This is a genomic window from Streptococcus dentapri, assembly GCF_042649885.1.
In the GTDB taxonomy this organism is placed as follows: Bacteria; Bacillota; Bacilli; order Lactobacillales; family Streptococcaceae; genus Streptococcus; species Streptococcus dentapri.
Genome location: NZ_JBHSAC010000010.1, coordinates 1 through 20,894, shown reverse-complemented (window position 1 = coordinate 20,894; position 20,894 = coordinate 1). Strand labels below are relative to the sequence as shown.

Genomic DNA, 20,894 nt, shown 5'->3' with positions numbered 1-20,894 from the left:
AACAAAAACACCCGCTTGGGAGGGCGGGTGTTTTTGTTTGCGCTATCCTGTCAAACAGGATAGGTAAAGAAGTAGTATAGGATGTAATATTTACTCAGTTAGATTACTCTTAAAATTAAAGGTAAATTAGGAAAGAATGATTACATTGGAAAAAGAATAAAAGTAATCTAGTTTATATTTTATAAATGTTACATCTAATGACTAGTATATCTGAATACTAAAAGAAGGCGATAGATTTATCCTAAAATGCTAATTTTTTGTCTTGAAATGTAAAGTCGTAGTATCAAAATACTAAAATTCTTTATTGCTATTTTTTACACTAAAATACACGGTAGACGTAAGGATTGTCAGGTTTGTCCACCTCGTGACAATAAGTCATTTCTAGCACAGGCAGACTTTGTTTTAAAGTCTGATTATACTCAATATGGATTGCTCCTTTGGCCTTGACCCAGGTATTATCTTTATAGTGCTGTGTATTCCCTGTTGTGGAAAGGCCATAGACACCAGAGTCAGCGATACAGTGGATGATACCGAATCTAAACAGAAATTGATGATCTTTTTGACTGGGATCGTTGTAGACAAAACCGGTATAACTGATTGTTTTGCCTACGAATTTATCGGGATAGAGATAGATGAGCTCCATGACCTCCATATAATTTTGAGTGGTAATATTAATCTCATCTTTTTTTAAATAGTGCTTGATTTCCTTATTCATCTCAGCCTGATAGGCTGATGATGTGAAATAGTCTGAGGTATCAGGTTTGAGATATTGAACGGTCGTACCATCTTGGCTGGTTCCTCCAGATGAGCCGGCCGCGAGTGGGAAATTATAGCCCTTAGCGGAAACGGTTGTGGAATTGAGGGTCACTGTAGGTACTAAGAGGCCGACAGTGACAGGGAAAACAAGGATAAGCGGGCTGAAAAATTTGGCCCATTTACCGGTTAAATGGTTGTGCATTTTGATTTTTCTCATCCAAATTATTAGCTGGACTAAGGCTAAAATGAAGGAAAGCACCATCGAAATATAGGATAGATAAGAATAGTGGATGTTTATGTATTGGTTGAGTTTTCCGGATAGTTGTAAATACATGGTAAGCTCGAAATAACCAGCTAAAATTAGAAATCGAATCATTTACAATCCCCCCACAAACAAACAGTAGATGATAATAACAATACTAGAGACACTGACAAATTGCAGGATGAAGCGAGGTTTAAATGACTTAACCATCATCATCAAATTTTTAATATCAACCATGGGACCGATGAGCAAAAAGGCAGTTACAGGACCGATGCCCAAGGTTGGTAGCAGGCTGGCGCCGATAAAGGCATCTGCTTCACTACAAAGTGAAAGGATGAAAGCTAGTAGCATCATCACTAAAATAGCAAGCAAGGGAGTGTTTCCAACAGTTGTTAAAATCCGTGTTGGAATATAGATTTGCATAACTGATGCGACCAGACTACCAAAAATCAGATAGCGTCCTGTATCAAAAAATTCCTCAATGGCGTGAGCTAGCGACTGAAAGATTTTTTGACCAACCTTTAATTGACTGTAATCCTCATGCTTATGAGTTACAAAACCGTCTTTGAGGATATTATCATCCACAAAAAATCCGAGCAAGATTCCTAGACTGACGGCTACGATAATAGTCCCTATCAATCTCAGTGATAAGACATAGAAGGAATTACCGAAAGCAGAATAGGTTGCAAAAAGAACGATAGGATTGATGATAGGTGCAGTCGCTAAGAAAGGAACGGCCGTATAACTGGGCACTTTTTTCTCCAAAAAACGTGTAATAATAGGAACAATCCCGCATTCACAGGATGGGAAAATAAAACCGACGAAGGTTCCAAAGAGAATGCGCAAGAATTTTTGTTTGGGCAGGTATTTATTGACTAACTCAGACGTTAGATAAACCTCAATAAAACCAGACAGAATGGATCCCAAAAGAACAAAGGGCAATGCTTCAACGATAATGGATAAAAAAATAGCCAAGCATTGCAGAACACTATCGGGTAGATTGTTAAAAATAGTCATCTTAAGATTATTTATCAGCTTTCTTTTGTTTTAATTTAGGGTCATCGCCTTCCTCAAAGTCTGGGAATGAAGCAAAACCTTCTAGCATTTTTTCAAGTTCATCAGTTTTTTTATATTGAATTGCCATAATAAATCTCCTTTTTATTTATTATACTAAAAAAAGACCCCAAGGTGAGAATTGAGGTTATCCTCAACTGTACTTATGGTTTGGCTGACCTAAAGACTGGTATTGGCCTTCTATATCTTTTAGATAGGTTAAATAAAAATTGATGTTCTAAAATTAAGATTATATAAAGGTTTGTCTTTATATGGTATAATAGCTAAAGAAAAATAAAAGATACGAAGGTGTTAGATTAAATGAAAAAGCAAGAATGGTTAGAGCTTTTTGCTTCCGTCAATGGCCGCTGGCCTAGCCCAGAAGAGCTAAAAGCTGCGATGGATCAAGGTGTGGTTACTGATGCAGCTGAGGTAACTAATGGCGTTGCTGACAGGGAAGAAATCCGCACTAAAATTGAAAAAATAGCCAATCAGAATGTCAAAGAAGAACCTAAAGAGCCAATCTTCCATCGGGAGATGGCTATGGAGAAAAATCAAAAACAAGAGGTTGTTAGCTCAGAATCAGAGCAGGAACTGTCAGCCGCTGCTCAATCGCAATCAGTTGCTGATTCAGAAAAAACGATAGAAAAAGCAGGTGAGACAGCCTCCCAGCCCGCTGCGTCTCACCGCTCTAGTTTTGGTGGAGTGCATGAGGTTCATCAAGCACCAAGTCAATTGGCTGTTGCTTCGCAAGAAGTAGAGCAGTCAGATATGACTTCACCATCAAGTCAGGGCTATACCTTCTCAAGTCAGTCTGAATCTGTATCGCTTTCTAAGAAGCAGGCTAGGTGGCCTAAAGTTTTGGGTGGTCTCGTTGCCTTTCTTCTTCTGCTTTTAGCAGGGGCAGGAGGTTACGCTTGGTGGCGCTATGATTCTGGTAAAATTGAAGGGGCTTGGCAACTGACGCAATGGTCTTACTATAATCAAAAAGACAGAGAATGGGTTGATGTTCTCAAGCGTTATAAAGATCGCGATTATACCTATTCAGATTTTGTAACGATCGATGAAAATCGCAATTTTCAAGAAGATTCTTATTTCTATGCTAATGATTATAAAAATTATCCTTATCTATCGCTAGGAAGTTATTTGGATGATGTTTATCAGGTTAATCAGTGGGATAAAAATATTAAAATCGGGCAATCGTCTCAGTCTTATGAAAGGCAAGTCACAAAAATTTTAAAGAATGACCTAAAGGGTTATTATAATTCTGTTAAGACTGCTGATGTTAACGATGATATTGACGGTATTGTAGCTAACTATGATTATTCAAGAGACTACACTGTCAAAGGGAATCGTTTGACCATCATTACTAAAGACCAAAATGGTAAGGTGATTTCCAAGGCAGTTTATCAGCGCTTGTCAGATTCTAAGGCCAGAAAGCTCAAGAAAACCTTCAACAACGTTAAGAAAAAATTTGAAGACAACTATAATATTGATTAAGATAAAAAGCGGGGGATCCTCGCTTTTTTCAGTTTCTGTTTTGTGTTATAATAAACTGTCGCGAAACAAATGTTTCATCATTTTATAAAATAACAGGATTCATCAGAAAAAAGTGGCTGTCTTGCTGCCTCAATTGTGGTGAATGAAAGGAAAAAACATGTCTAATAAAACATTTTATGTGACAACTCCGATTTATTATCCTTCTGGGAAACTGCATATCGGATCAGCCTATACAACAATTGCTTGTGATGTTTTAGCACGCTACAAGCGTATGATGAATTATGAGGTTTTCTATCTGACTGGACTCGATGAACATGGTCAAAAGATTCAGCAAAAAGCTCAAGAAGCCGGTATCACTCCTCAAGCATATGTCGATAATATGGCTGTCGGTGTCAAGAACCTTTGGGACTTGTTGAATATTTCCTATGATAAGTTCATTAGGACGACAGATGACTATCATGAAAAAGTGGTCGCTGATATTTTTGAAAGATTACTAGCTCAAGGGGATATTTATCTGGGCGAATACTCAGGTTGGTATTCGGTTTCTGATGAAGAATTCTTTACAGAAAGTCAGCTCGCCGAAGTCTATTACGACGATGCCGGTCAAGTCATCGGTGGTTTAGCACCGTCCGGTCATGAAGTGGAGTTGGTTTCTGAGGAATCCTATTTCTTCAAGCTCAGTAAATATGCTGATCGTTTGGTAGCCTTTTTCAAAGAACATCCAGAATTCATCCAGCCTAAGGGGCGCATGAATGAAATGCTGAAGAACTTTATCGAACCTGGTTTGGAAGATTTGGCTGTATCTCGCACCACTTTCACCTGGGGAGTTAAAGTACCATCGGATCCTAAGCATGTTGTTTATGTTTGGATTGATGCCTTGGTCAACTACATTACAGCCCTCGGTTATGGCCAAGATGAACATGGGAATTTTGATATTTTTTGGCACAATGATGACCAACATGAAGTGTTGCACATGATCGGTAAGGATATTTTGCGCTTCCACTCCATCTACTGGCCTATCATTCTCATGGCTTTGGATTTGCCTCTACCTACTCGTTTGGTGGCTCACGGCTGGTTTGTTATGCAAGATGGTAAGATGTCCAAATCTAAGGGAAATGTTGTCTATCCAGAGATGCTGGTTGAGCGTTTTGGTCTGGATCCACTGCGTTACTATCTCATGCGTTCTCTGCCAGTGGGCTCAGATGGGACCTTTACTCCAGAAGACTATGTTGGCCGTATCAATTACGAATTAGCTAATGACTTAGGGAATCTACTCAATCGGACAATTGCCATGATCAATAAATACTTTGATGGTTCTATTTCGACTTATGCCGAGAATGTTACAGATTTTGATGGGGATTTGGCTGAGATAGTGGCTGAAAACTTAGCTGACTATCATAAACAGATGAATGCTGTAAATTTTCCAGGTGCCCTAGAGGCTGTTTGGAATATCATTGCTCGTACCAATAAGTATATTGATGAAACAGCTCCTTGGCTTTTAGCTAAAGATGAAAGCAAGCAAGAAGAATTAGCTGCTGTCATGGCTCACCTAGCAGCTAGCTTACGCCTAGTGGCTCACCTCATTCAACCTTTCATGATGTCAACCTCAAATGCCATCATGGAGCAACTGGGCTTTGGTCTCAACTTTGACCTTGAAAACCTGAGTTTAGCCAGCATGCCAGCCGGTGTGCAGGTGGTGGAAAAAGGTAGTCCAATCTTTCCACGTCTGGATATGGAGCAAGAAATTGCCTATATTAAAGAGCAGATGGCTGCTGATAAGACAACAGCTGATGCTGATTGGAATCCAGAAGAAGTTGAACTCAAATCAACTAAAGAAGATATCAAATTCGACACCTTTGACGCTGCTGAAATTCGTGTGGCAGAGGTCAAAGAAGTTGAAAAGGTGGAAGGTTCAGACAAGCTCCTGCGCTTCCGCTTAGATGCTGGTGATGGACAAGATCGCCAAATTCTCTCAGGAATTGCTAAATACTATCCTGATGAGCAGGAATTGGTTGGTAAAAAAGTCCAGATTGTTGCCAATCTCAAACCGCGCAAAATGATGAAGAAATACGTTAGTCAGGGAATGATTCTCTCAGCTGAGCATACTGGTGGTTTGACCCTGTTGACGGTCGATCCATCTGTGCCTAATGGTTCTATTATTGGATAATAATATAAAGTCAGCTCCATCCGGGGTTGACTTTTCATATCAGTTCTATATAAATTAAATAACACTTTAAAAAATTTTAAGGTTTGTTATAATAAATGCACACTATCGATTAAAGGAGTTTTTATTTTTTATAATGAAGAAGAAAGTGTTTGTTGTTTTAACATTCCTAGCAGTCAGTTTGCTCTTTTTGACTGCTTGTGGGATTAAGAAAGAAGATCTCCAGGGTAAGTGGAAGGCCCAGGATGCTCAAGGCAATGATGTTACGATCGATTTCAAGAAGGATAAGATTAAGCTAGATGGCGATAGCATCAGTTATAAAGTCAATGGTAAAGGCAATGAAAATGGTAATCGCTATATCACATTCACCTCAGGGGGCGAATATTTTACGGCATTCTTCCCCGAAAAAGATAATAAAACAGCGCTTCTTTTGAAAACTGATGGCGAAGATGATTTAAAAGGGGAGGTCTACTTTGCCATGAGTAAGTCTGAGCAGCCGGACTACGATAAATATGTTAAAAAATACATGAATGATGTGCATTACAAGTAAGACTAACTGGCTTATAGTGACCTAATAGTAAGATGAACTGGTATCTCTAAGTTGGACGCGACCCCAATTAGAAGGTGTTTTTTACCTCTTTGCTTTGGAAAATTTGCTATAATAATCCTGTCTATATTAAAGTGGCTTGCTGTTCTTTCTGCTGGCAGGTTACTTAAGGTCCAATCATTTATCACTATGTAAAGAGAGGTACTGGTATGAAACTAGCACTTTTAGGAGCAGGTATGATTGTTAAAGAAGTTTTACCTGTTTTGCAAACCATTGATGGAATTAAACTTTTGGCTATTTTATCGACACCTCGCTCATTAGCCACAGCCCAAAAATTAGCATCTCAGTATGGTATTCCCCAATCTAGCAGTGACTATCAAGAGATTTTACAAAATCCTGATGTTGATACGGTTTATATTGGGACACCCAACCATACCCACTATACCTATGCCAAACAGGCCTTGCTCGCTGATAAACATGTTATTTGTGAGAAGCCCTTTACATTGACACTGTCTGAATTAGAAGATCTAGCAGCTATAGCTCAGGAAAGGGGACTGTTTCTTCTCGAAGCTATTACTAATCAATATCTGGGGAATTTTCAGTTTTTAAAGAACAATCTCGCTAAATTAGGGGATATTAAGATTGTCGAATGCAATTATTCCCAGTACTCATCGCGTTATGATGCCTTTAAACGCGGTGAGATTGCGCCAGCTTTTAATCTAGACATGGGAGGCGGTGCCCTGCGTGATCTTAATATCTATAATATTCATCTGGTTGTTGGTCTCTTTGGCTTGCCTCAAAAGGTCCAGTATCTGCCCAACATGGAAAAAGGGGTCGACACCTCTGGTATCTTGGTAATGGACTATGGGCATTTCAAGGCAGTTTGTATCAGTGCCAAAGACTGCAGTGCTGCCATTAGATCTACCATTCAGGGAGATAAGGGTTCCATGGCGGTTTTGGGACCAACCAATGCGATGCCAGAACTAACCATCAGCTTGAATGGCCAAGATACACAGCACTTGAATCATAACCGACCACAGCATCGAATGTACGATGAGTTTCTCACTTTTGAAGCGATGATTTCCGAACGAGATTATGCTCAAGCCCAAGTCTATCTTGAACACAGTCTCAAGGTTATGGCGGTTTTACAACAGGCTAGTGAGTATTTGTCAAAATAATCAGAAATAAAGAGCAAGAAAATCGTCTTTGATAGAAAATCAAAGGCGATTTTAAAACTAAAGGAAGAAATTAAAGAGTTGGGTCAATCCAAAACTATAGGCAATAATAGCAGGGATTTTTCCTAAAAGAATAATCAAGATATAGGTCCTGTAAGACATATCCGTCGTTCCAGCTAGATAACAGAGGAAGTCATCAGGAGCAGCAGGCGATACAATGGCGATGGCGAATAAAATCGTTAACTTCTTATTATCATGCGTCCAGTGATCGTATTTATCGATCAATTTTGGCTTAAAAATTGAGTGAAGCAAGGGGCGCCCAAATATTTTACTGATATGAAAGACGATGAGCGAACCGATGACAATTCCGATATAGTTTAAGACAAAGCCCCAAAAACCACCAAAAAGGATGACACCAGCAGCTGTTGAAATACCACCTGGAATGATGGGAATCACCACTTGAATGATTTGTATAAGCACAAAAAAGAAGCCACCCCAAAGCCCCATTCCAGAAATCAGTTTATTCAATTTATTGATATCTGTTAGATAACCTGTCTGATAGAGGATGATGGCTAGGATAATTGTTAAAATGATACCGAACCAGGAACTCACTTGAAAAATCTTTCTTATATGCTTATGTTGCTTGTGTTTTATCTTTGTTGACATCTTTACTTCGCCTTCATTCTATTTTTACATAATGCTATGATAGCACATTTTTAGATGAGGATGGATCAAAAGGCTGTCACTTATTATAAATCCTTTTTAGCAATACGCTATAAGTATGCTATAATAGATGGTGACATCAAAGACAGAAATGAAAGGAAAAGAGAAGGCAGATTAGCTGCTATTCTCTGTTAAAAAGAAAATGACCAATTATGCGATTATTCTAGCAGCAGGTAAGGGAACACGAATGAAATCGAACTTGCCTAAAGTCCTACACAAGGTTTCAGGTATCACTATGTTAGAACATGTATTTAGAAGTGTTTCTGCCATTTCTCCAGCTAAAAATATCACAGTTATCGGTCACAAGGCAGAATCAGTTCGTGAGGTTCTGCAAGGGAAATCCGAGTTTGCCCTGCAAACCGAACAGCTAGGGACGGGTCATGCAGTGATGATGGCTCAGGAAGAGCTAGCTGGCCTTGATGGTCAAACCTTGGTCATTGCTGGCGATACTCCCTTAATTACGGGTGAAAGTTTACAGAATTTAGTGGATTTCCATGTTAACCATAAAAATGTAGCTACTATTTTAACGGCAACAGCGGAAGATCCTTTCGGCTATGGTCGTATCATTCGTAATCAAAACGGCGAAGTGGTTAAAATTATTGAACAAAAAGATGCTTCTGAATTTGAGCAGCAAATCAAAGAAATCAACACGGGAACCTATATTTTTGATAACAAACGCCTTTTTGACGCTCTTAAAGACCTCAATACCAACAATGCGCAAGGAGAGTACTACCTGACAGATCTTATCTCTATTTTCCGTCAAAATGGTGAAAAGGTTGGGGCCTTTACCCTTCATGAATTTGAGGAAAGTTTGGGCGTTAACGATCGTGCTGCCCTAGCCATAGTCGAAGACGTTATGCGCCGTCGTATCAATAAAAAGCATATGCTAAATGGCGTGTCTTTCCAAAATCCAAAAGCCACTTATATTGATGTTGATGTTGAGATTGCGCCAGATGTCATTATTGAGGCAAATGTCACGCTGAAAGGGCAGACAAAGATTTCGTCGGGAGCTGTCCTAACCAATGGCAGCTATATTGTGGATTCGCTTATTGGTGAAAATGCTGTGATTACTAATTCCATGATTGAGTCTTCGAAGGTTGAGCGCAATGTGACGGTTGGTCCCTATGCCCATCTCCGACCAGACTCAACTCTCAAGAAGGGCGCCCATGTCGGTAACTTCGTGGAGGTTAAGGCTTCTCGTTTAGGAGAAAATAGCAAGGCAGGACACCTAACTTACATTGGGAATGCTGAGGTCGGTAGTGATGTCAATTTTGGCGCAGGGACTATTTTGGCCAACTACGATGGACAAAACAAATACACAACTGTTATTGGTAATAATGTCTTTATTGGTAGTAATTCAACACTCATTGCTCCAGTAGAGTTGGGGGATAATGCCCTAACCGCGGCCGGTTCTGTTATTGCAGAGGATGTTCCTGCCGATGCTGTTGCTATTGCACGTAGCCATCAAGTCAATAAAGAAGGTTACGCTCGTAAAAAAGCTCACCATCCTTCACAGCAATAATAAAAGATGAATCTGGCACTACCTTGTGTTGGATTTTTTGCTTTGCTCCGTAAGCTTTATAAAATTGAAATTGGCTTTTATGAAGTATTTGTAGTAAAATAGTACAATATAAGTTTGGATCCTTTTGATAACAGGAGAATCAAAAAAGAGTCGGAGGTTCAATCAATGGACTTTGAAGAAAAAACACTCAAGCGAGACATTCTATTTGAAGGTCAAATTATGACTGTGGCTAAGGATCAAGTTGCCTTGCCTGATGGTAAGACTTCCAGTAGAGAATTGGTCTTTCATCGGGGTGCTGTTGCTGTTCTGGCGATTACTCCTGATAATAAAATTATTATTGTTAAGCAATACCGCAAGGCTATTGAAGATATCTCTTATGAGATTCCAGCCGGTAAATTGGAAGAAGGGGAGGCTGGTCAAGAGGTCGCAGCAGCCCTGAGAGAACTGGAAGAAGAAACCAGTTATACAGGTCAACTTGAACTCCTCTATGAATTCTACACGGCTATCGGTTTTTGCAATGAAAAGATTAAGCTTTATCTTGCCAAGAATCTCCAGCCTGTTGAAAATCCTCGTTCTCAAGATGATGATGAATTTCTGGAACTACTGGAACTGTCCTATCAGGAATGTGTGGACATGGTTCAAAGCGGTCAAATTAAGGATGCTAAAACCATTGTAGCCCTCCAATATCTGGGTTTGCAAGGAAATAAATGGTAGAAAGGATTACTCATGGGGAAGCCTTTATTAACAGATGATATGATTGCGCGTGCTAATCGGGGTGAAGAACTTGACGATCCCTATATGGATGGTCAAGATACCCAGATTTTTGAAGATTTGGGCGATGACTACCAACACACTTACAAAAGTCGTCGTATTGAAAATGCTAAACGTGGTGCTTTTCAGGCCAAACTCAACAAGGTTCTAATCATTGTGCTCATTCTTTTGGCCGTTTTGATTTATGCCATCTTTAAGCTCTAAGGAGATTCAATGAAAATAGGGATTATTGCCGCTATGGAGCAGGAACTTCGGCTCTTAATTCAACAGTTAAAAAACAAAAGGTCGGAGCAGGTACTCACTAGCACCTATTATAGCGGTCAGCTGGGCAATCATGAAGTCATTCTAGTACAATCCGGTGTTGGTAAAGTCATGTCCGCTATGTCTGTCGCTATTCTAGTGGATCATTTTGGAGTGGATGCCTTGATCAATACTGGGTCAGCCGGTGCCCTTGCTTCAGGTCTTAAAATAGGAGATGTAGTTGTCGCTGATCGTTTGGTCTATCATGATGTTGACCTGACGGCCTTTGGCTACCCTTATGGTCAAATGTCTATGCAGCCCCTCTACTTTGAAAGTGCGCCCAATTTTATTACAGCCTTTGAGAAAGTTTTGCAGGGGCACAAATGCCCTAGCAAGATAGGCTTGATTGCGACAGGGGATAGCTTTATTGCAAATCAGGACAAAACGGAAATGATTAAGTCTCATTTCCCAGAAGTCCTTGCTGTTGAAATGGAAGGAGCGGCTATTGCCCAGGCAGCTCAAGCAGCGGCTAAACCCTTCATTGTTGTACGAGCCATGAGCGATACAGCAGCTCACGATGCGAATGTTACTTTTGATGAATTTATCATTGAAGCGGGTAAACGTTCGGCAGAAATTCTGATTGATTTTTTACATATTTTGTCCTAAAAAACGAGAAAATCTCTTCTTGAGTGTGTCACTAAAAGACAGAGAAAATCTCTTTTTTTATTTTATTTGGGCTGTTTTCGAAAGAAATTAAGAATATATGACAAAAAATAGAAAATCAGTCCATTTTCGGTTTTTTTATGATATAATACCTTCTGAGTAACTCTGCCCAAATGCGGTAGAGTAATTAGATAAGAATAGTTCGGAAAGATAGAGAGGTCGAGTGAATGGCTAGAAATGGCTTTTTTACAGGTTTGGACATAGGAACAAGCTCGATTAAAGTATTGGTTGCTGAGTGGGTTGACGGGCAGATGAACGTCATCGGTGTGAGCAATGTACCGAGTTCGGGTGTAAAAGACGGAATCATTGTTGATATTGAAGCGGCAGCGACATCCATTAAAGAAGCAGTAGAGCAAGCTGAGGAAAAAGCTGGCATCAGTATTGATAAGGTCAATGTTGGTTTGCCGGCAAACCTCTTGCAAATTGAGCCTACTCAAGGGATGATCCCAGTTATCACTGAATCAAAAGAAATTAAAGATGAGGATATTGAGCGCGTAGTGCAATCCGCTCTGACTAAGAGCATCACACCAGAACGTGAAGTCATTTCATTGGTGCCAGAAGAGTTTATCGTTGATGGTTTCCAAGGAATTCGTGATCCACGTGGTATGATGGGGATTCGTCTGGAAATGCGCGGTCTCATTTATACTGGTCCAAGCACTATTTTACATAACTTGCGCACAACAGTTGAACGTGCTGGTATTTCTGTTGAGACCATCATCATCACACCATTGTCATTGGCTAAATCTGTTTTAAATGAAGGTGAACGTGAGTTTGGTGCTACCGTCATTGACATGGGAGGTGGTCAAACAACAGTAGCTTCCATGCGAGCTCAAGAGTTACAATACACTAATATCTATCCAGAAGGTGGCGATTTTGTCACTAAAGATATTTCAAAAGTTTTGCAAACATCAATTCAGACAGCTGAAGCTTTGAAATTTAATTTTGGGACGGCAGACTTGACTGAAGCTAGTCAAACAGAAACAGCCCAAGTTGAATGTGTCGGTAGCGATGAACCGGTTGAGATTTCTGAACGTTATCTTTCGGAGATCATTACTGCTCGCGTCCGCCACATCTTTGATCGTGTTAAACAAGATTTAGAACGCGGTCGTCTGCTCGACCTGCCTGGTGGTATCGTCCTCGTCGGTGGGGCCGCTATGCTTCCAGGTGTTGTCGAATTGGCACAAGAAGTGTTTGGAACTCAGGTGAAACTGCATATTCCTAATCAAGTTGGTATCCGAAACCCAATGTTTGCTAATGTTATCAGCCTAGTAGAATATGTTGGTATTATGAGTGAAGTTGATATCATTGCTCAAGGAGCTGTCCTTGGTGAAGAACTCCTTCGTCGTAAACCTGTAGTTCCTGAAACACCAACTGTTGCGCCGCAACAAGTGCAACAATCTACTCCTGTCATGCAACACCCTCAACAACAGGCTGGTAATTTTTCAGTTCCAGAACCTGTTCAAAATAACAATGCACAACAGGAAAGTAAGCCAAAGCCCAAAATGACCGATCGTGTCCGCAATATCTTTGGCAGTATGTTTGATTAATTTGAAGTGAGGAAATAAAATGGCATTTTCATTCGATGCTGCGTCTGTTCAAGGGGCAGTTATTAAAGTAATTGGTGTCGGTGGTGGCGGTGGTAACGCCATTAACCGCATGATTGAAGAAGGTGTTGCTGGTGTTGAATTCATCGCAGCCAATACAGATATTCAGGCTTTAAGCTCATCTAAAGCAGAAACAGTTATTCAGCTTGGACCAAAATTGACTCGTGGTCTTGGTGCTGGCGGTCAACCTGAAGTTGGTCGTAAAGCGGCAGAAGAAAGTGAAGAAGTTTTGACTGAAGCGCTTACCGGTGCTGATATGGTCTTTATTACTGCTGGTATGGGCGGAGGCTCTGGTACAGGTGCTGCACCTGTCATCGCTCGTATCGCTAAAAGTCTCGGGGCCTTAACAGTGGCTGTTGTGACGCGTCCATTCGGTTTTGAAGGAAACAAACGTGGAACTTTCGCTGTCGAAGGAATCAACGAACTTCGCGAACAAGTTGATACCCTGCTTATCATTTCAAATAATAACCTTCTTGAAATTGTTGATAAGAAAACACCTCTTCTTGAAGCACTCAGCGAAGCAGATAATGTTCTTCGCCAAGGTGTTCAAGGGATTACAGACCTTATCACAAGTCCAGGTCTCATCAATCTTGACTTTGCCGATGTGAAAACTGTTATGGCAAACAAAGGTAATGCCCTTATGGGAATCGGTATTGGTTCTGGCGAAGAACGCATTATCGAAGCAGCGCGTAAGGCTATCTACTCACCTTTACTTGAAACAACCATTGATGGTGCAGAAGATGTCATCGTCAATGTTACTGGTGGTCTTGATATGACATTGACTGAAGCCGAAGAAGCTTCTGAAATTGTCAGTCAAGCAGCTGGTCAAGGTGTCAATATTTGGTTGGGTACGGCCATTGACGACAGCATGAAGGATGAAATCCGGGTGACTGTTGTGGCAACTGGTGTGCGTCCGGACAAGGTTGAGAAGGTTGCTGGTGTGCCGCAATCACGTGTATTTACGCAATCCGGTTCTAACAATGATCAATCAACTGGCTTTGAACGCCGCCCATCTAATTTTGATTTTGATATGGCTGAAAAACGTGAGATGCCACAGGCAAATCCACGTTCAACTCAACCGCAACATCAGCCATCAGCATTTGGAGATTGGGATCTTCGTCGTGATAACATCAGCCGTCCAAAAGAAAATGAGTTGGATAGCCAATTAGATGTTTCTTCTTTCTCAGCTTCAGATGTTGATACTGGTGATGATGAACTTGAAACACCGCCATTCTTTAAGAATCGTTAATCATGGATTTACAAAAAAATAAAGATTTAGTTTATGAAGAAGTGGCTCGAGCGATCCATCAGGCGAATCGTCCGGAGTCAAGTGTTGCAATAGTTGCTGTTACCAAATATGTTGACAGTGATACGGTTGCCCAGCTGGTAGATTTAGGTGTTCAGCATATCGGAGAAAATCGCGTTGATAAATTTCTCGATAAATATGAGCATCTTAAAGATAAAAATGTCACTTGGCATCTGATTGGAACCTTGCAGAGGCGCAAAGTTAAGGAAGTAATCAATCTTGTGGATTACTTCCATGCTTTGGATTCTGTGAAGTTAGCCAAAGAAATTCAAAAGCGAGCACAGTATCCAATTAAGTGCTTTTTACAAGTAAATATATCTGGTGAAGAAAGTAAACATGGTTTTAAACCTGATGAGCTTGATGAAGTTCTTGAGGAATTATCATCTTATGATAAGTTAAAAATTGTCGGGTTGATGACCATGGCTCCGATTGATGCCACGGAACGTGAATTAAATTATATTTTTAAACAGACAAATGATTTGAGACAGAGTCTCAAAGAGAGAAACATAAAGAATATGCCTTTCGATGATTTGAGCATGGGGATGAGCAGGGATTTTCCGATAGCTATCCAAAATGGCTCAACATTTGTCCGAATCGGAACATCATTCTTTAGAGAATAGGAGAGAATCATGGCTATAAAAGACAGATTTGAAAAAATCGTTTCCTACTTTGATACGGATGATGCTAACGAAGTAGAAGAAACTCAGGAGGAGACGACGACTACACAGGGACCTCGTCCAGTGCGCCAACCCCAGCAGCAAGCTCCTCAGCGTCAACAGCAGGTACAGTCTCAACAGCAACCTCAATCCCAACAACGTTCTCAAGCAGCTACGCGACAGTATGCTCAAGGGCAGGCCGCTTCTCATCGTTCTTCACAGGAAGAGAATGTTAGAGATTTGTCATCGCGCTCTGCTGGTGTAGCAGCTCCAGCAGGTAATTCTGGTACAACGATTGCCTTGAAGTTTCCGCGCAAATATGAGGATGCTCAAGAGATTGTTGATTTATTGATTAAGCATGAATGTGTCTTAATTGATTTCCAATATATGCTGGAGGCTCAGGCGCGTCGTTGCCTGGACTTTATTGACGGCGCTAGTCGTGTCCTTTATGGAAGTCTTCAAAAAGTTGGTTCTTCTATGTATTTGTTGACTCCTAAGGACGTTGTCGTAGATATAGAAGAGATGAATTTGCCAAATTCTAGTCAAGAGGTTTCTTTTGACTATGATATGAAGCGTCGTTGAGTTAACATGGTTACTATCTACATAATTTTTAATTATTTCATACGCTTTCTGAGCATTGCTTTAGTTCTCTATGCCCTCTTATCTTGGTTACCCGGTGCGCGTGAGTCATCATTGGGGCGATTGATTGAAAAAATAGTTGATCCTTTATTGGCGCCTCTTTATCGCTTCAATTTACAATATGGTGGCTTTGATTTCACAACTTTAGTGGCTTTGATTTTGCTCCAAGTTCTGAATAGGCTCCTTTATTTCATTTTGCTATGGTAGTGGAGCGAGATATCTATCAACACTTCCTCAAGGAAGAGAGAACCTTCATTGATAAGATGACTGATTTGGCTAAAAGGGTTCAAGATACCTACACTTTTCAGGTGACAGATTTTTTGGATCCTAGACAGGTCATGATTACCGGAAGCGTATGTGGACAAATGGGCATTCGTTACTATGTTTCGAGTGATTATATCCCAACGGAATACGCCAAAATCATTCTGGCACCAGATTATTATGAGTTGGAACAGCAAGATTTTGACCTGTCTCTTCTGGAGATTAGCTATAATTCAAAATTTAATCAGCTAACCCATGCTCAGATAATGGGGAGTTTCATTAACAAACTAGGTATTCAGCGGACAGTTTTTGGAGACATCATCTTAGCTGACAATCGTGCTCAAATTATTGTTAATACATCAATGATTACCTATTTTTCAACAGTCGAAAAAATTGGAAAGACATCTGTAAAGCTTAGAGAAGTTGATTTCTCGCAATTATTAAAGCATGACAAGAAGACCAAAGAGATAGATGTTTTGGTCTCCAGTCTGAGGCTTGATAAGCTTATCGCCTCAGTTTTTAAGTTGTCACGTTCGATTTCCAGTAAGTTGGTGGAACAAGAAAAGGTAAAGCTGAATTATGTGACTATGACAAGACCGTCAGAATTACTTGAATTGGGAGATTTGGTAAGTGTTCGAGGCTATGGTCGCTTTGAACTTTATCGTGATGATGGCTTATCTAAAAATAAGAAGCATAAGCTAACGATTAAAAAATATGTCAATAAATAAGGGGAGTTATACTAGGAATTTTGTAACTATAAAATTTGTGACATGTACAAAATTTAGGTATACTATTTCTGGATTAAAAAGAAAGACTTAGAATGGTCTTAGATGAAGCGTTGACATAACCCGTCAGTTTGCTGGATGGGAGAACTGGTGATTCTCGGATTTTGTGAACGCTTTAGAGTTTAAATAGGGTAAAGCTCATGGCCGATGGGCAAACTAAAAATTAAAAAATAAATAAGGAGGGTGACATGGCAATTACAGCACTCGATATTAAAAACAAAACTTTTCATACTAAATTCCGTGGCTACAGCGAACGTGAGGTTGATGATTTTTTAGACATCATCTTTGATGATTTTGAAGATTTGACTCAAAAAAATCGTGACCTTGAAGCAAAAGTTAAAAATCTGGAAGAAAAACTGGTCTACTTTGATGAAATGAAGGAATCGTTGAGTCAATCCGTTATCTTGGCTCAGGAGACTGCAGAGAAAGTTAAATTTTCTGCTAATACTCAAGCAACCAATCTCTTGAGTAAGGCTAATTATGATGCCAACCAGTTGATTGACGAAGCCAAGAGCCGTGCCAATAAAATTTTACGCGATGCAACTGATGAAGCTAAGGCTGTAGCTATTGAAACAGAAGCGCTTAAGCGTCAGAGCCGTGTCTTCCACCAACGTTTGTTGAGCACTATTGAAGGTCAATTAAATATGATTAACTCACAAGAGTGGAGTGAACTTCTGCAACCAACAGCTGTTTACTTGCAAAATTCTGATGATGCCTTCAAGGAAGTTGTTGAAAAAGTTTTAGATGATAATCAAAATCTAACGAGTGCTGGAACTATTGCAGAGTCTGATTCTGCTGAAGATGCAACCCGTCAATTTACAGAATCTGAAATGGCTGAATTACAACGCCGTGTCGAAGAGAGTAATCGCATTCTTGAAGAAACACAAAAACTTGATCTTGGTGAAATTTCTGCTGCGGTGGAAGCTGCGGAAGCAGGAGGGCAAGATGAAGAAGATGCTATTCAAGATACTTCTGAATTGTCAGCGAGCGAACTTGCTGGCGGTGAAGCTCAAACCTTTAAATTAAATATTCAAAACTAATGAAAACAAGATATCTCATTGATATTTCCAGCGAGCAGGTGATGGTGTGAGTCCTGCATTCCCTGATGAGATTATTATCATTTCACAGTTTTTCTACCTGAAAGATAGTAAGGTGGGAGGTTGATTACCTTATCATCAAAGAGGGATTAGCCCGAGTCTAATCTGAAATAAGGTGGTACCGCGAGTTTTCGTCCTTTGTGATGAAAACTTTTTTCTTACCTTTTATCAATATTTAACGATGATATTATTAGTGTTAAAGGAGTAAAAATGAAATTAAAAGAGACTTTGAATCTTGGTAAGACGGCCTTTCCAATGCGGGCTGGACTTCCTAATAAGGAACCTCAGTGGCAGGCTGAATGGGACAAGAAAGATCTTTATCATAAACGTCAGAAATTGAACGCTGATAAACCAGCTTTCTTCCTTCATGATGGGCCTCCCTATGCAAATGGGAATATTCACCTTGGGCATGCCCTCAACAAGATTTCTAAAGATATCATTATTCGCTCTAAATCAATGATGGGTTACCGTGCTCCTTATGTCCCCGGTTGGGATACGCACGGATTACCAATCGAGCAGGTTTTAGCCAAAAAAGGTGTTAAGCGCAAAGAACTTGACTTGGTCGAATATCTTCAAATGTGTCGTGACTATGCCCTTTCTCAAGTAGATAAGCAGCGTCAAGATTTTAAACGTTTGGGTGTTTCTGGGGATTGGGAAAACCCTTATGTTACTCTGAACCCCGATTTTGAAGCTGCCCAGATTCGTGTTTTTGGTGCGATGGCTGATAAAGGCTATATCTATCGTGGTGCCAAGCCAGTTTATTGGTCTTGGTCATCTGAGTCCGCTTTAGCAGAGGCAGAAATTGAGTACCACGACTTGGTATCAACCTCCCTTTACTATGCCAATAAGGTCAAGGATGGTAAAGGTATCCTCGATATGGATACCTATATTGTGGTTTGGACAACAACACCATTTACTGTGACAGCTTCACGCGGTTTGACTGTCGGAGCTGATTTTATCTATGCTGTTGTGAAACCGGCTGATGATACTCGCAAATATATTGTGGCAGAAGAACTCTTGCCAGAATTGGCTGAGCGCTTTGGTTGGGATTCCTACGAGATTATCAACCGCTATAATGGTTCTGATTTGGAGTACATTAAGACAGAACACCCTTGGGATATGGCTGTTGAAGAGCTTGTTATGGTTGGTGATCATGTTACCCTTGATTCTGGTACTGGTATTGTCCATACGGCTCCTGGCTTTGGTGAGGATGACTATAATGTTGGTATAAAATATGGTTTGGAAGTTGCTGTAACCGTTGATAGTCGTGGAATCATGACAGAAGAAGCCGGTCCTGATTTCCAAGGGCAGTTTTATGACAAAGTCTTGCCAACGGTAGTTGATAAATTAGGTGACTTACTTTTGGCCAGTGCTGAAATCACCCACTCCTACCCATTCGATTGGCGGACTAAAAAACCAATCATCTGGCGGGCGGTACCACAATGGTTTGCTTCGGTTGCAAAATTCCGTGAGGATATTCTAGCGGAAATTGAAAAAACAGACTTTTATCCATCGTGGGGCCGCACTCGCCTTTACAACATGATTCGTGATCGTGGGGACTGGGTTATTTCCCGTCAACGTTCATGGGGTGTTCCGCTGCCAATCTTTTATGCAGAAGATGGAACAGCCATCATGACAAAAGAAGTGACTGACCATGTGGCTGATCTTTTTGAGAAAGAAGGGTCAATTATCTGGTGGAAACGTGATGCTAAAGACCTCTTGCCTGATGGCTTTAGCCACCCAGGTTCACCAAATGGCAAATTTATCAAAGAAACGGATATTATGGACGTTTGGTTTGACTCAGGCTCTTCATGGGAGGGGGTCATGAATGCTCGTGAGGAGCTCGGTTATCCGGCTGATCTCTACTTGGAGGGTTCTGACCAGTACCGCGGATGGTTTAATTCATCCCTGATCACCTCTACTGCCGTCAATGGTCATGCGCCATATAAAGCTGTCTTATCACAAGGATTCGTCCTCGATGGTAAAGGTGAGAAAATGTCTAAATCTAAAGGGAATACCATTTTGCCAAATGATGTTGCTAAGCAATACGGGGCAGAGATCCTTCGTCTCTGGGTAGCCTCTGTCGATACGGATAATGATGTTCGTGTTTCGATGGAAATTCTTGGACAAGTATCAGAAAGTTACCGTAAGATTCGTAATACTTTGCGTTTCTTGCTGGCTAATACCTCCGATTTCAAGAAAGAGGATACCGTCGCTTACGAAAATTTGCGTCAGGTTGACCAGTATATGACTGCTAAATTTAATACACTGGTGAAAACTATTCTTGAAGCTTATGAAAATTATGATTTCATGAGTGCCTACAAGGCGGTTAATAACTTCCTTACAGTTGACTTATCAGCATTCTATTTGGATTTTGCTAAAGACGTAGTCTATATTGAAGCAGCAGACAGCTTGGTGCGTCGCCAAATGCAAACTGTTTTTTATGATATTCTGGTTAAAATCACTAAATTGCTGACTCCAATTCTGCCTCATACATCTGAAGAAATCTGGTCTTATCTCGAGCAAGAAGAAGAGGAGTTTGTTCAATTAGCTGAGATGCCGGAGGTAGAAACATTTGAAAATCAGGAGGCTTTACTTGAAATCTGGGAAACCTTCATGAATTTCCGTACTCAAGCTCAGAAGGCCTTGGAAGAAGCCCGCAATGGAAAACTTATCGGTAAATCTTTGGAAGCTCATTTGACCATTTATGCTGATCAAGAAACGAAAAGCTTACTGGACAGTTTAGACAGCGATATCGCTCAGCTTTTGATTGTTTCCCAACTGACAGTAACAGATGCTCCAGCTCCAGCAGGAGCCTTGCAATTTGATGATTTGACTTTCACAGTTGAACATGCCCAAGGTGATGTCTGTGATCGCTGTCGTCGCAATGATGTAACTACGAAAAAACGTAGCTATAATGCTAAAATTTGTGATCACTGTGCGGAAATTGTTGAAGCAAATTTTCCTGAAGCAGTAACCCAAGGTTTTGAAGTTAAAGCTGCTAAATAAGATAAAAAATTCAGCACTTAAGTGCTGAATTTCAGACTGAAGACAAAGCTCTTGGAATTGCATTTCTAAGAGCTTTTTGCTCTGTTTAGGAGTATACTAAA

At 40.4% G+C, this 20,894-nt stretch carries 20 protein-coding genes; 16 read left to right on the top strand and 4 right to left on the bottom strand.

Annotated elements, in window-relative coordinates:
- Positions 1-319 precede the first annotated feature (319 nt).
- The 3 genes from ACFOSE_RS01115 to ACFOSE_RS01105 are packed head-to-tail and all read right to left on the bottom strand — an operon-like array spanning position 320 to position 2,162.
- Positions 320-1,132: a TIGR03943 family putative permease subunit gene (locus ACFOSE_RS01115; protein WP_380429376.1), complete on the bottom strand. Its 813-nt coding sequence runs from the start codon at positions 1,130-1,132 to the stop codon at positions 320-322.
- The gene (locus tag ACFOSE_RS01110; RefSeq protein WP_380429373.1) at positions 1,133-2,035 is read right to left on the bottom strand and encodes a permease; all 903 of its coding nucleotides are present in this window, start codon (positions 2,033-2,035) and stop codon (positions 1,133-1,135) included.
- Positions 2,036-2,042: 7 nt separating this feature from the next.
- Positions 2,043-2,162 (bottom strand): SPJ_0845 family protein, encoded by a 120-nt coding sequence (locus tag ACFOSE_RS01105; RefSeq protein WP_380429371.1) that lies wholly within the window; start codon positions 2,160-2,162, stop codon positions 2,043-2,045.
- A gap of 230 nt (positions 2,163-2,392) precedes the next feature.
- Here ACFOSE_RS01105 and ACFOSE_RS01100 point away from each other — a divergent pair, with 230 nt between their 5' ends.
- The 4 genes from ACFOSE_RS01100 (at position 2,393) to ACFOSE_RS01085 (ending at position 7,460) form a co-directional block, all read left to right on the top strand.
- Positions 2,393-3,571 carry a hypothetical protein gene (locus ACFOSE_RS01100; protein WP_380429369.1) on the top strand — a complete coding sequence of 393 codons (1,179 nt, stop codon included), beginning with the start codon at positions 2,393-2,395 and terminating at the stop codon, positions 3,569-3,571.
- A gap of 157 nt (positions 3,572-3,728) precedes the next feature.
- Positions 3,729-5,738, top strand: coding sequence for a methionine--tRNA ligase (gene metG, locus ACFOSE_RS01095; RefSeq protein WP_380429366.1), 2,010 nt, complete (start codon positions 3,729-3,731; stop codon positions 5,736-5,738).
- Positions 5,739-5,871: 133 nt separating this feature from the next.
- Entirely contained in the window at positions 5,872-6,285 is a 414-nt protein-coding gene (locus ACFOSE_RS01090; protein ID WP_380429364.1) for a hypothetical protein, read from the top strand.
- A 206-nt stretch (positions 6,286-6,491) separates the two neighbouring features.
- Positions 6,492-7,460, top strand: a complete 969-nt coding sequence (locus ACFOSE_RS01085; RefSeq protein ID WP_380429361.1) for a Gfo/Idh/MocA family protein — start codon at positions 6,492-6,494, stop codon at positions 7,458-7,460.
- 57 nt (positions 7,461-7,517) lie between these two features.
- Here the strand turns inward: ACFOSE_RS01085 and ACFOSE_RS01080 are convergent, their stop codons facing one another.
- Complete coding sequence (locus ACFOSE_RS01080) at positions 7,518-8,123, bottom strand: TVP38/TMEM64 family protein (protein ID WP_380429359.1); 606 nt, start codon at positions 8,121-8,123, stop codon at positions 7,518-7,520.
- A 199-nt stretch (positions 8,124-8,322) separates the two neighbouring features.
- Here ACFOSE_RS01080 and glmU point away from each other — a divergent pair, with 199 nt between their 5' ends.
- The 12 genes from glmU (at position 8,323) to ileS (ending at position 20,793) form a co-directional block, all read left to right on the top strand.
- Entirely contained in the window at positions 8,323-9,702 is a 1,380-nt protein-coding gene (gene glmU / locus ACFOSE_RS01075) for a bifunctional UDP-N-acetylglucosamine diphosphorylase/glucosamine-1-phosphate N-acetyltransferase GlmU (protein WP_380429357.1), read from the top strand.
- Positions 9,703-9,867: 165 nt separating this feature from the next.
- Positions 9,868-10,416 carry an NUDIX hydrolase gene (locus tag ACFOSE_RS01070; protein WP_380429354.1) on the top strand — a complete coding sequence of 183 codons (549 nt, stop codon included), beginning with the start codon at positions 9,868-9,870 and terminating at the stop codon, positions 10,414-10,416.
- Positions 10,417-10,428: 12 nt separating this feature from the next.
- Positions 10,429-10,677: a cell wall synthase accessory phosphoprotein MacP gene (macP, locus tag ACFOSE_RS01065; RefSeq protein WP_380429352.1), complete on the top strand. Its 249-nt coding sequence runs from the start codon at positions 10,429-10,431 to the stop codon at positions 10,675-10,677.
- Positions 10,678-10,686: 9 nt separating this feature from the next.
- Positions 10,687-11,379: a 5'-methylthioadenosine/adenosylhomocysteine nucleosidase gene (locus ACFOSE_RS01060; RefSeq protein WP_380429350.1), complete on the top strand. Its 693-nt coding sequence runs from the start codon at positions 10,687-10,689 to the stop codon at positions 11,377-11,379.
- Between the two features lie 224 nt (positions 11,380-11,603).
- Entirely contained in the window at positions 11,604-12,983 is a 1,380-nt protein-coding gene (ftsA, locus tag ACFOSE_RS01055) for a cell division protein FtsA (RefSeq protein ID WP_380429347.1), read from the top strand.
- Positions 12,984-13,002: 19 nt separating this feature from the next.
- Positions 13,003-14,289: a cell division protein FtsZ gene (gene ftsZ / locus ACFOSE_RS01050; protein WP_380429344.1), complete on the top strand. Its 1,287-nt coding sequence runs from the start codon at positions 13,003-13,005 to the stop codon at positions 14,287-14,289.
- 2 nt (positions 14,290-14,291) lie between these two features.
- Complete coding sequence (locus tag ACFOSE_RS01045; protein ID WP_380429341.1) at positions 14,292-14,966, top strand: YggS family pyridoxal phosphate-dependent enzyme; 675 nt, start codon at positions 14,292-14,294, stop codon at positions 14,964-14,966.
- A 9-nt stretch (positions 14,967-14,975) separates the two neighbouring features.
- Positions 14,976-15,584 carry a cell division protein SepF gene (locus ACFOSE_RS01040; protein WP_380429339.1) on the top strand — a complete coding sequence of 203 codons (609 nt, stop codon included), beginning with the start codon at positions 14,976-14,978 and terminating at the stop codon, positions 15,582-15,584.
- A gap of 6 nt (positions 15,585-15,590) precedes the next feature.
- Complete coding sequence (locus tag ACFOSE_RS01035) at positions 15,591-15,848, top strand: YggT family protein (protein ID WP_380429336.1); 258 nt, start codon at positions 15,591-15,593, stop codon at positions 15,846-15,848.
- Complete coding sequence (locus ACFOSE_RS01030) at positions 15,842-16,630, top strand: YlmH family RNA-binding protein (protein ID WP_380429333.1); 789 nt, start codon at positions 15,842-15,844, stop codon at positions 16,628-16,630. The genes ACFOSE_RS01035 and ACFOSE_RS01030 overlap by 7 nt, the downstream gene beginning before the upstream one ends.
- A 245-nt stretch (positions 16,631-16,875) precedes the next feature.
- The gene (locus ACFOSE_RS01025) at positions 16,876-17,727 is read left to right on the top strand and encodes a DivIVA domain-containing protein (RefSeq protein WP_380429331.1); all 852 of its coding nucleotides are present in this window, start codon (positions 16,876-16,878) and stop codon (positions 17,725-17,727) included.
- Positions 17,728-17,994: 267 nt separating this feature from the next.
- Positions 17,995-20,793, top strand: a complete 2,799-nt coding sequence (gene ileS, locus ACFOSE_RS01020; RefSeq protein ID WP_380429328.1) for an isoleucine--tRNA ligase — start codon at positions 17,995-17,997, stop codon at positions 20,791-20,793.
- The last annotated feature ends 101 nt before the right edge of the window (positions 20,794-20,894 follow it).

What these genes read in the sequence shown, in the direction of transcription:
- ACFOSE_RS01115 (WP_380429376.1), bottom strand. Translation starts at nt 1,132, where the DNA reads ATGATTCGATTTCTAATTTTAGCTGGTTATTTCGAGCTTACCATGTAT.
- ACFOSE_RS01110 (WP_380429373.1), bottom strand. Translation starts at nt 2,035, where the DNA reads ATGACTATTTTTAACAATCTACCCGATAGTGTTCTGCAATGCTTGGCT.
- ACFOSE_RS01105 (WP_380429371.1), bottom strand. Translation starts at nt 2,162, where the DNA reads ATGGCAATTCAATATAAAAAAACTGATGAACTTGAAAAAATGCTAGAA.
- ACFOSE_RS01100 (WP_380429369.1), top strand. Translation starts at nt 2,393, where the DNA reads ATGAAAAAGCAAGAATGGTTAGAGCTTTTTGCTTCCGTCAATGGCCGC.
- metG (WP_380429366.1), top strand. Translation starts at nt 3,729, where the DNA reads ATGTCTAATAAAACATTTTATGTGACAACTCCGATTTATTATCCTTCT.
- ACFOSE_RS01090 (WP_380429364.1), top strand. Translation starts at nt 5,872, where the DNA reads ATGAAGAAGAAAGTGTTTGTTGTTTTAACATTCCTAGCAGTCAGTTTG.
- ACFOSE_RS01085 (WP_380429361.1), top strand. Translation starts at nt 6,492, where the DNA reads ATGAAACTAGCACTTTTAGGAGCAGGTATGATTGTTAAAGAAGTTTTA.
- ACFOSE_RS01080 (WP_380429359.1), bottom strand. Translation starts at nt 8,123, where the DNA reads ATGTCAACAAAGATAAAACACAAGCAACATAAGCATATAAGAAAGATT.
- glmU (WP_380429357.1), top strand. Translation starts at nt 8,323, where the DNA reads ATGACCAATTATGCGATTATTCTAGCAGCAGGTAAGGGAACACGAATG.
- ACFOSE_RS01070 (WP_380429354.1), top strand. Translation starts at nt 9,868, where the DNA reads ATGGACTTTGAAGAAAAAACACTCAAGCGAGACATTCTATTTGAAGGT.
- macP (WP_380429352.1), top strand. Translation starts at nt 10,429, where the DNA reads ATGGGGAAGCCTTTATTAACAGATGATATGATTGCGCGTGCTAATCGG.
- ACFOSE_RS01060 (WP_380429350.1), top strand. Translation starts at nt 10,687, where the DNA reads ATGAAAATAGGGATTATTGCCGCTATGGAGCAGGAACTTCGGCTCTTA.
- ftsA (WP_380429347.1), top strand. Translation starts at nt 11,604, where the DNA reads ATGGCTAGAAATGGCTTTTTTACAGGTTTGGACATAGGAACAAGCTCG.
- ftsZ (WP_380429344.1), top strand. Translation starts at nt 13,003, where the DNA reads ATGGCATTTTCATTCGATGCTGCGTCTGTTCAAGGGGCAGTTATTAAA.
- ACFOSE_RS01045 (WP_380429341.1), top strand. Translation starts at nt 14,292, where the DNA reads ATGGATTTACAAAAAAATAAAGATTTAGTTTATGAAGAAGTGGCTCGA.
- ACFOSE_RS01040 (WP_380429339.1), top strand. Translation starts at nt 14,976, where the DNA reads ATGGCTATAAAAGACAGATTTGAAAAAATCGTTTCCTACTTTGATACG.
- ACFOSE_RS01035 (WP_380429336.1), top strand. Translation starts at nt 15,591, where the DNA reads ATGGTTACTATCTACATAATTTTTAATTATTTCATACGCTTTCTGAGC.
- ACFOSE_RS01030 (WP_380429333.1), top strand. Translation starts at nt 15,842, where the DNA reads ATGGTAGTGGAGCGAGATATCTATCAACACTTCCTCAAGGAAGAGAGA.
- ACFOSE_RS01025 (WP_380429331.1), top strand. Translation starts at nt 16,876, where the DNA reads ATGGCAATTACAGCACTCGATATTAAAAACAAAACTTTTCATACTAAA.
- ileS (WP_380429328.1), top strand. Translation starts at nt 17,995, where the DNA reads ATGAAATTAAAAGAGACTTTGAATCTTGGTAAGACGGCCTTTCCAATG.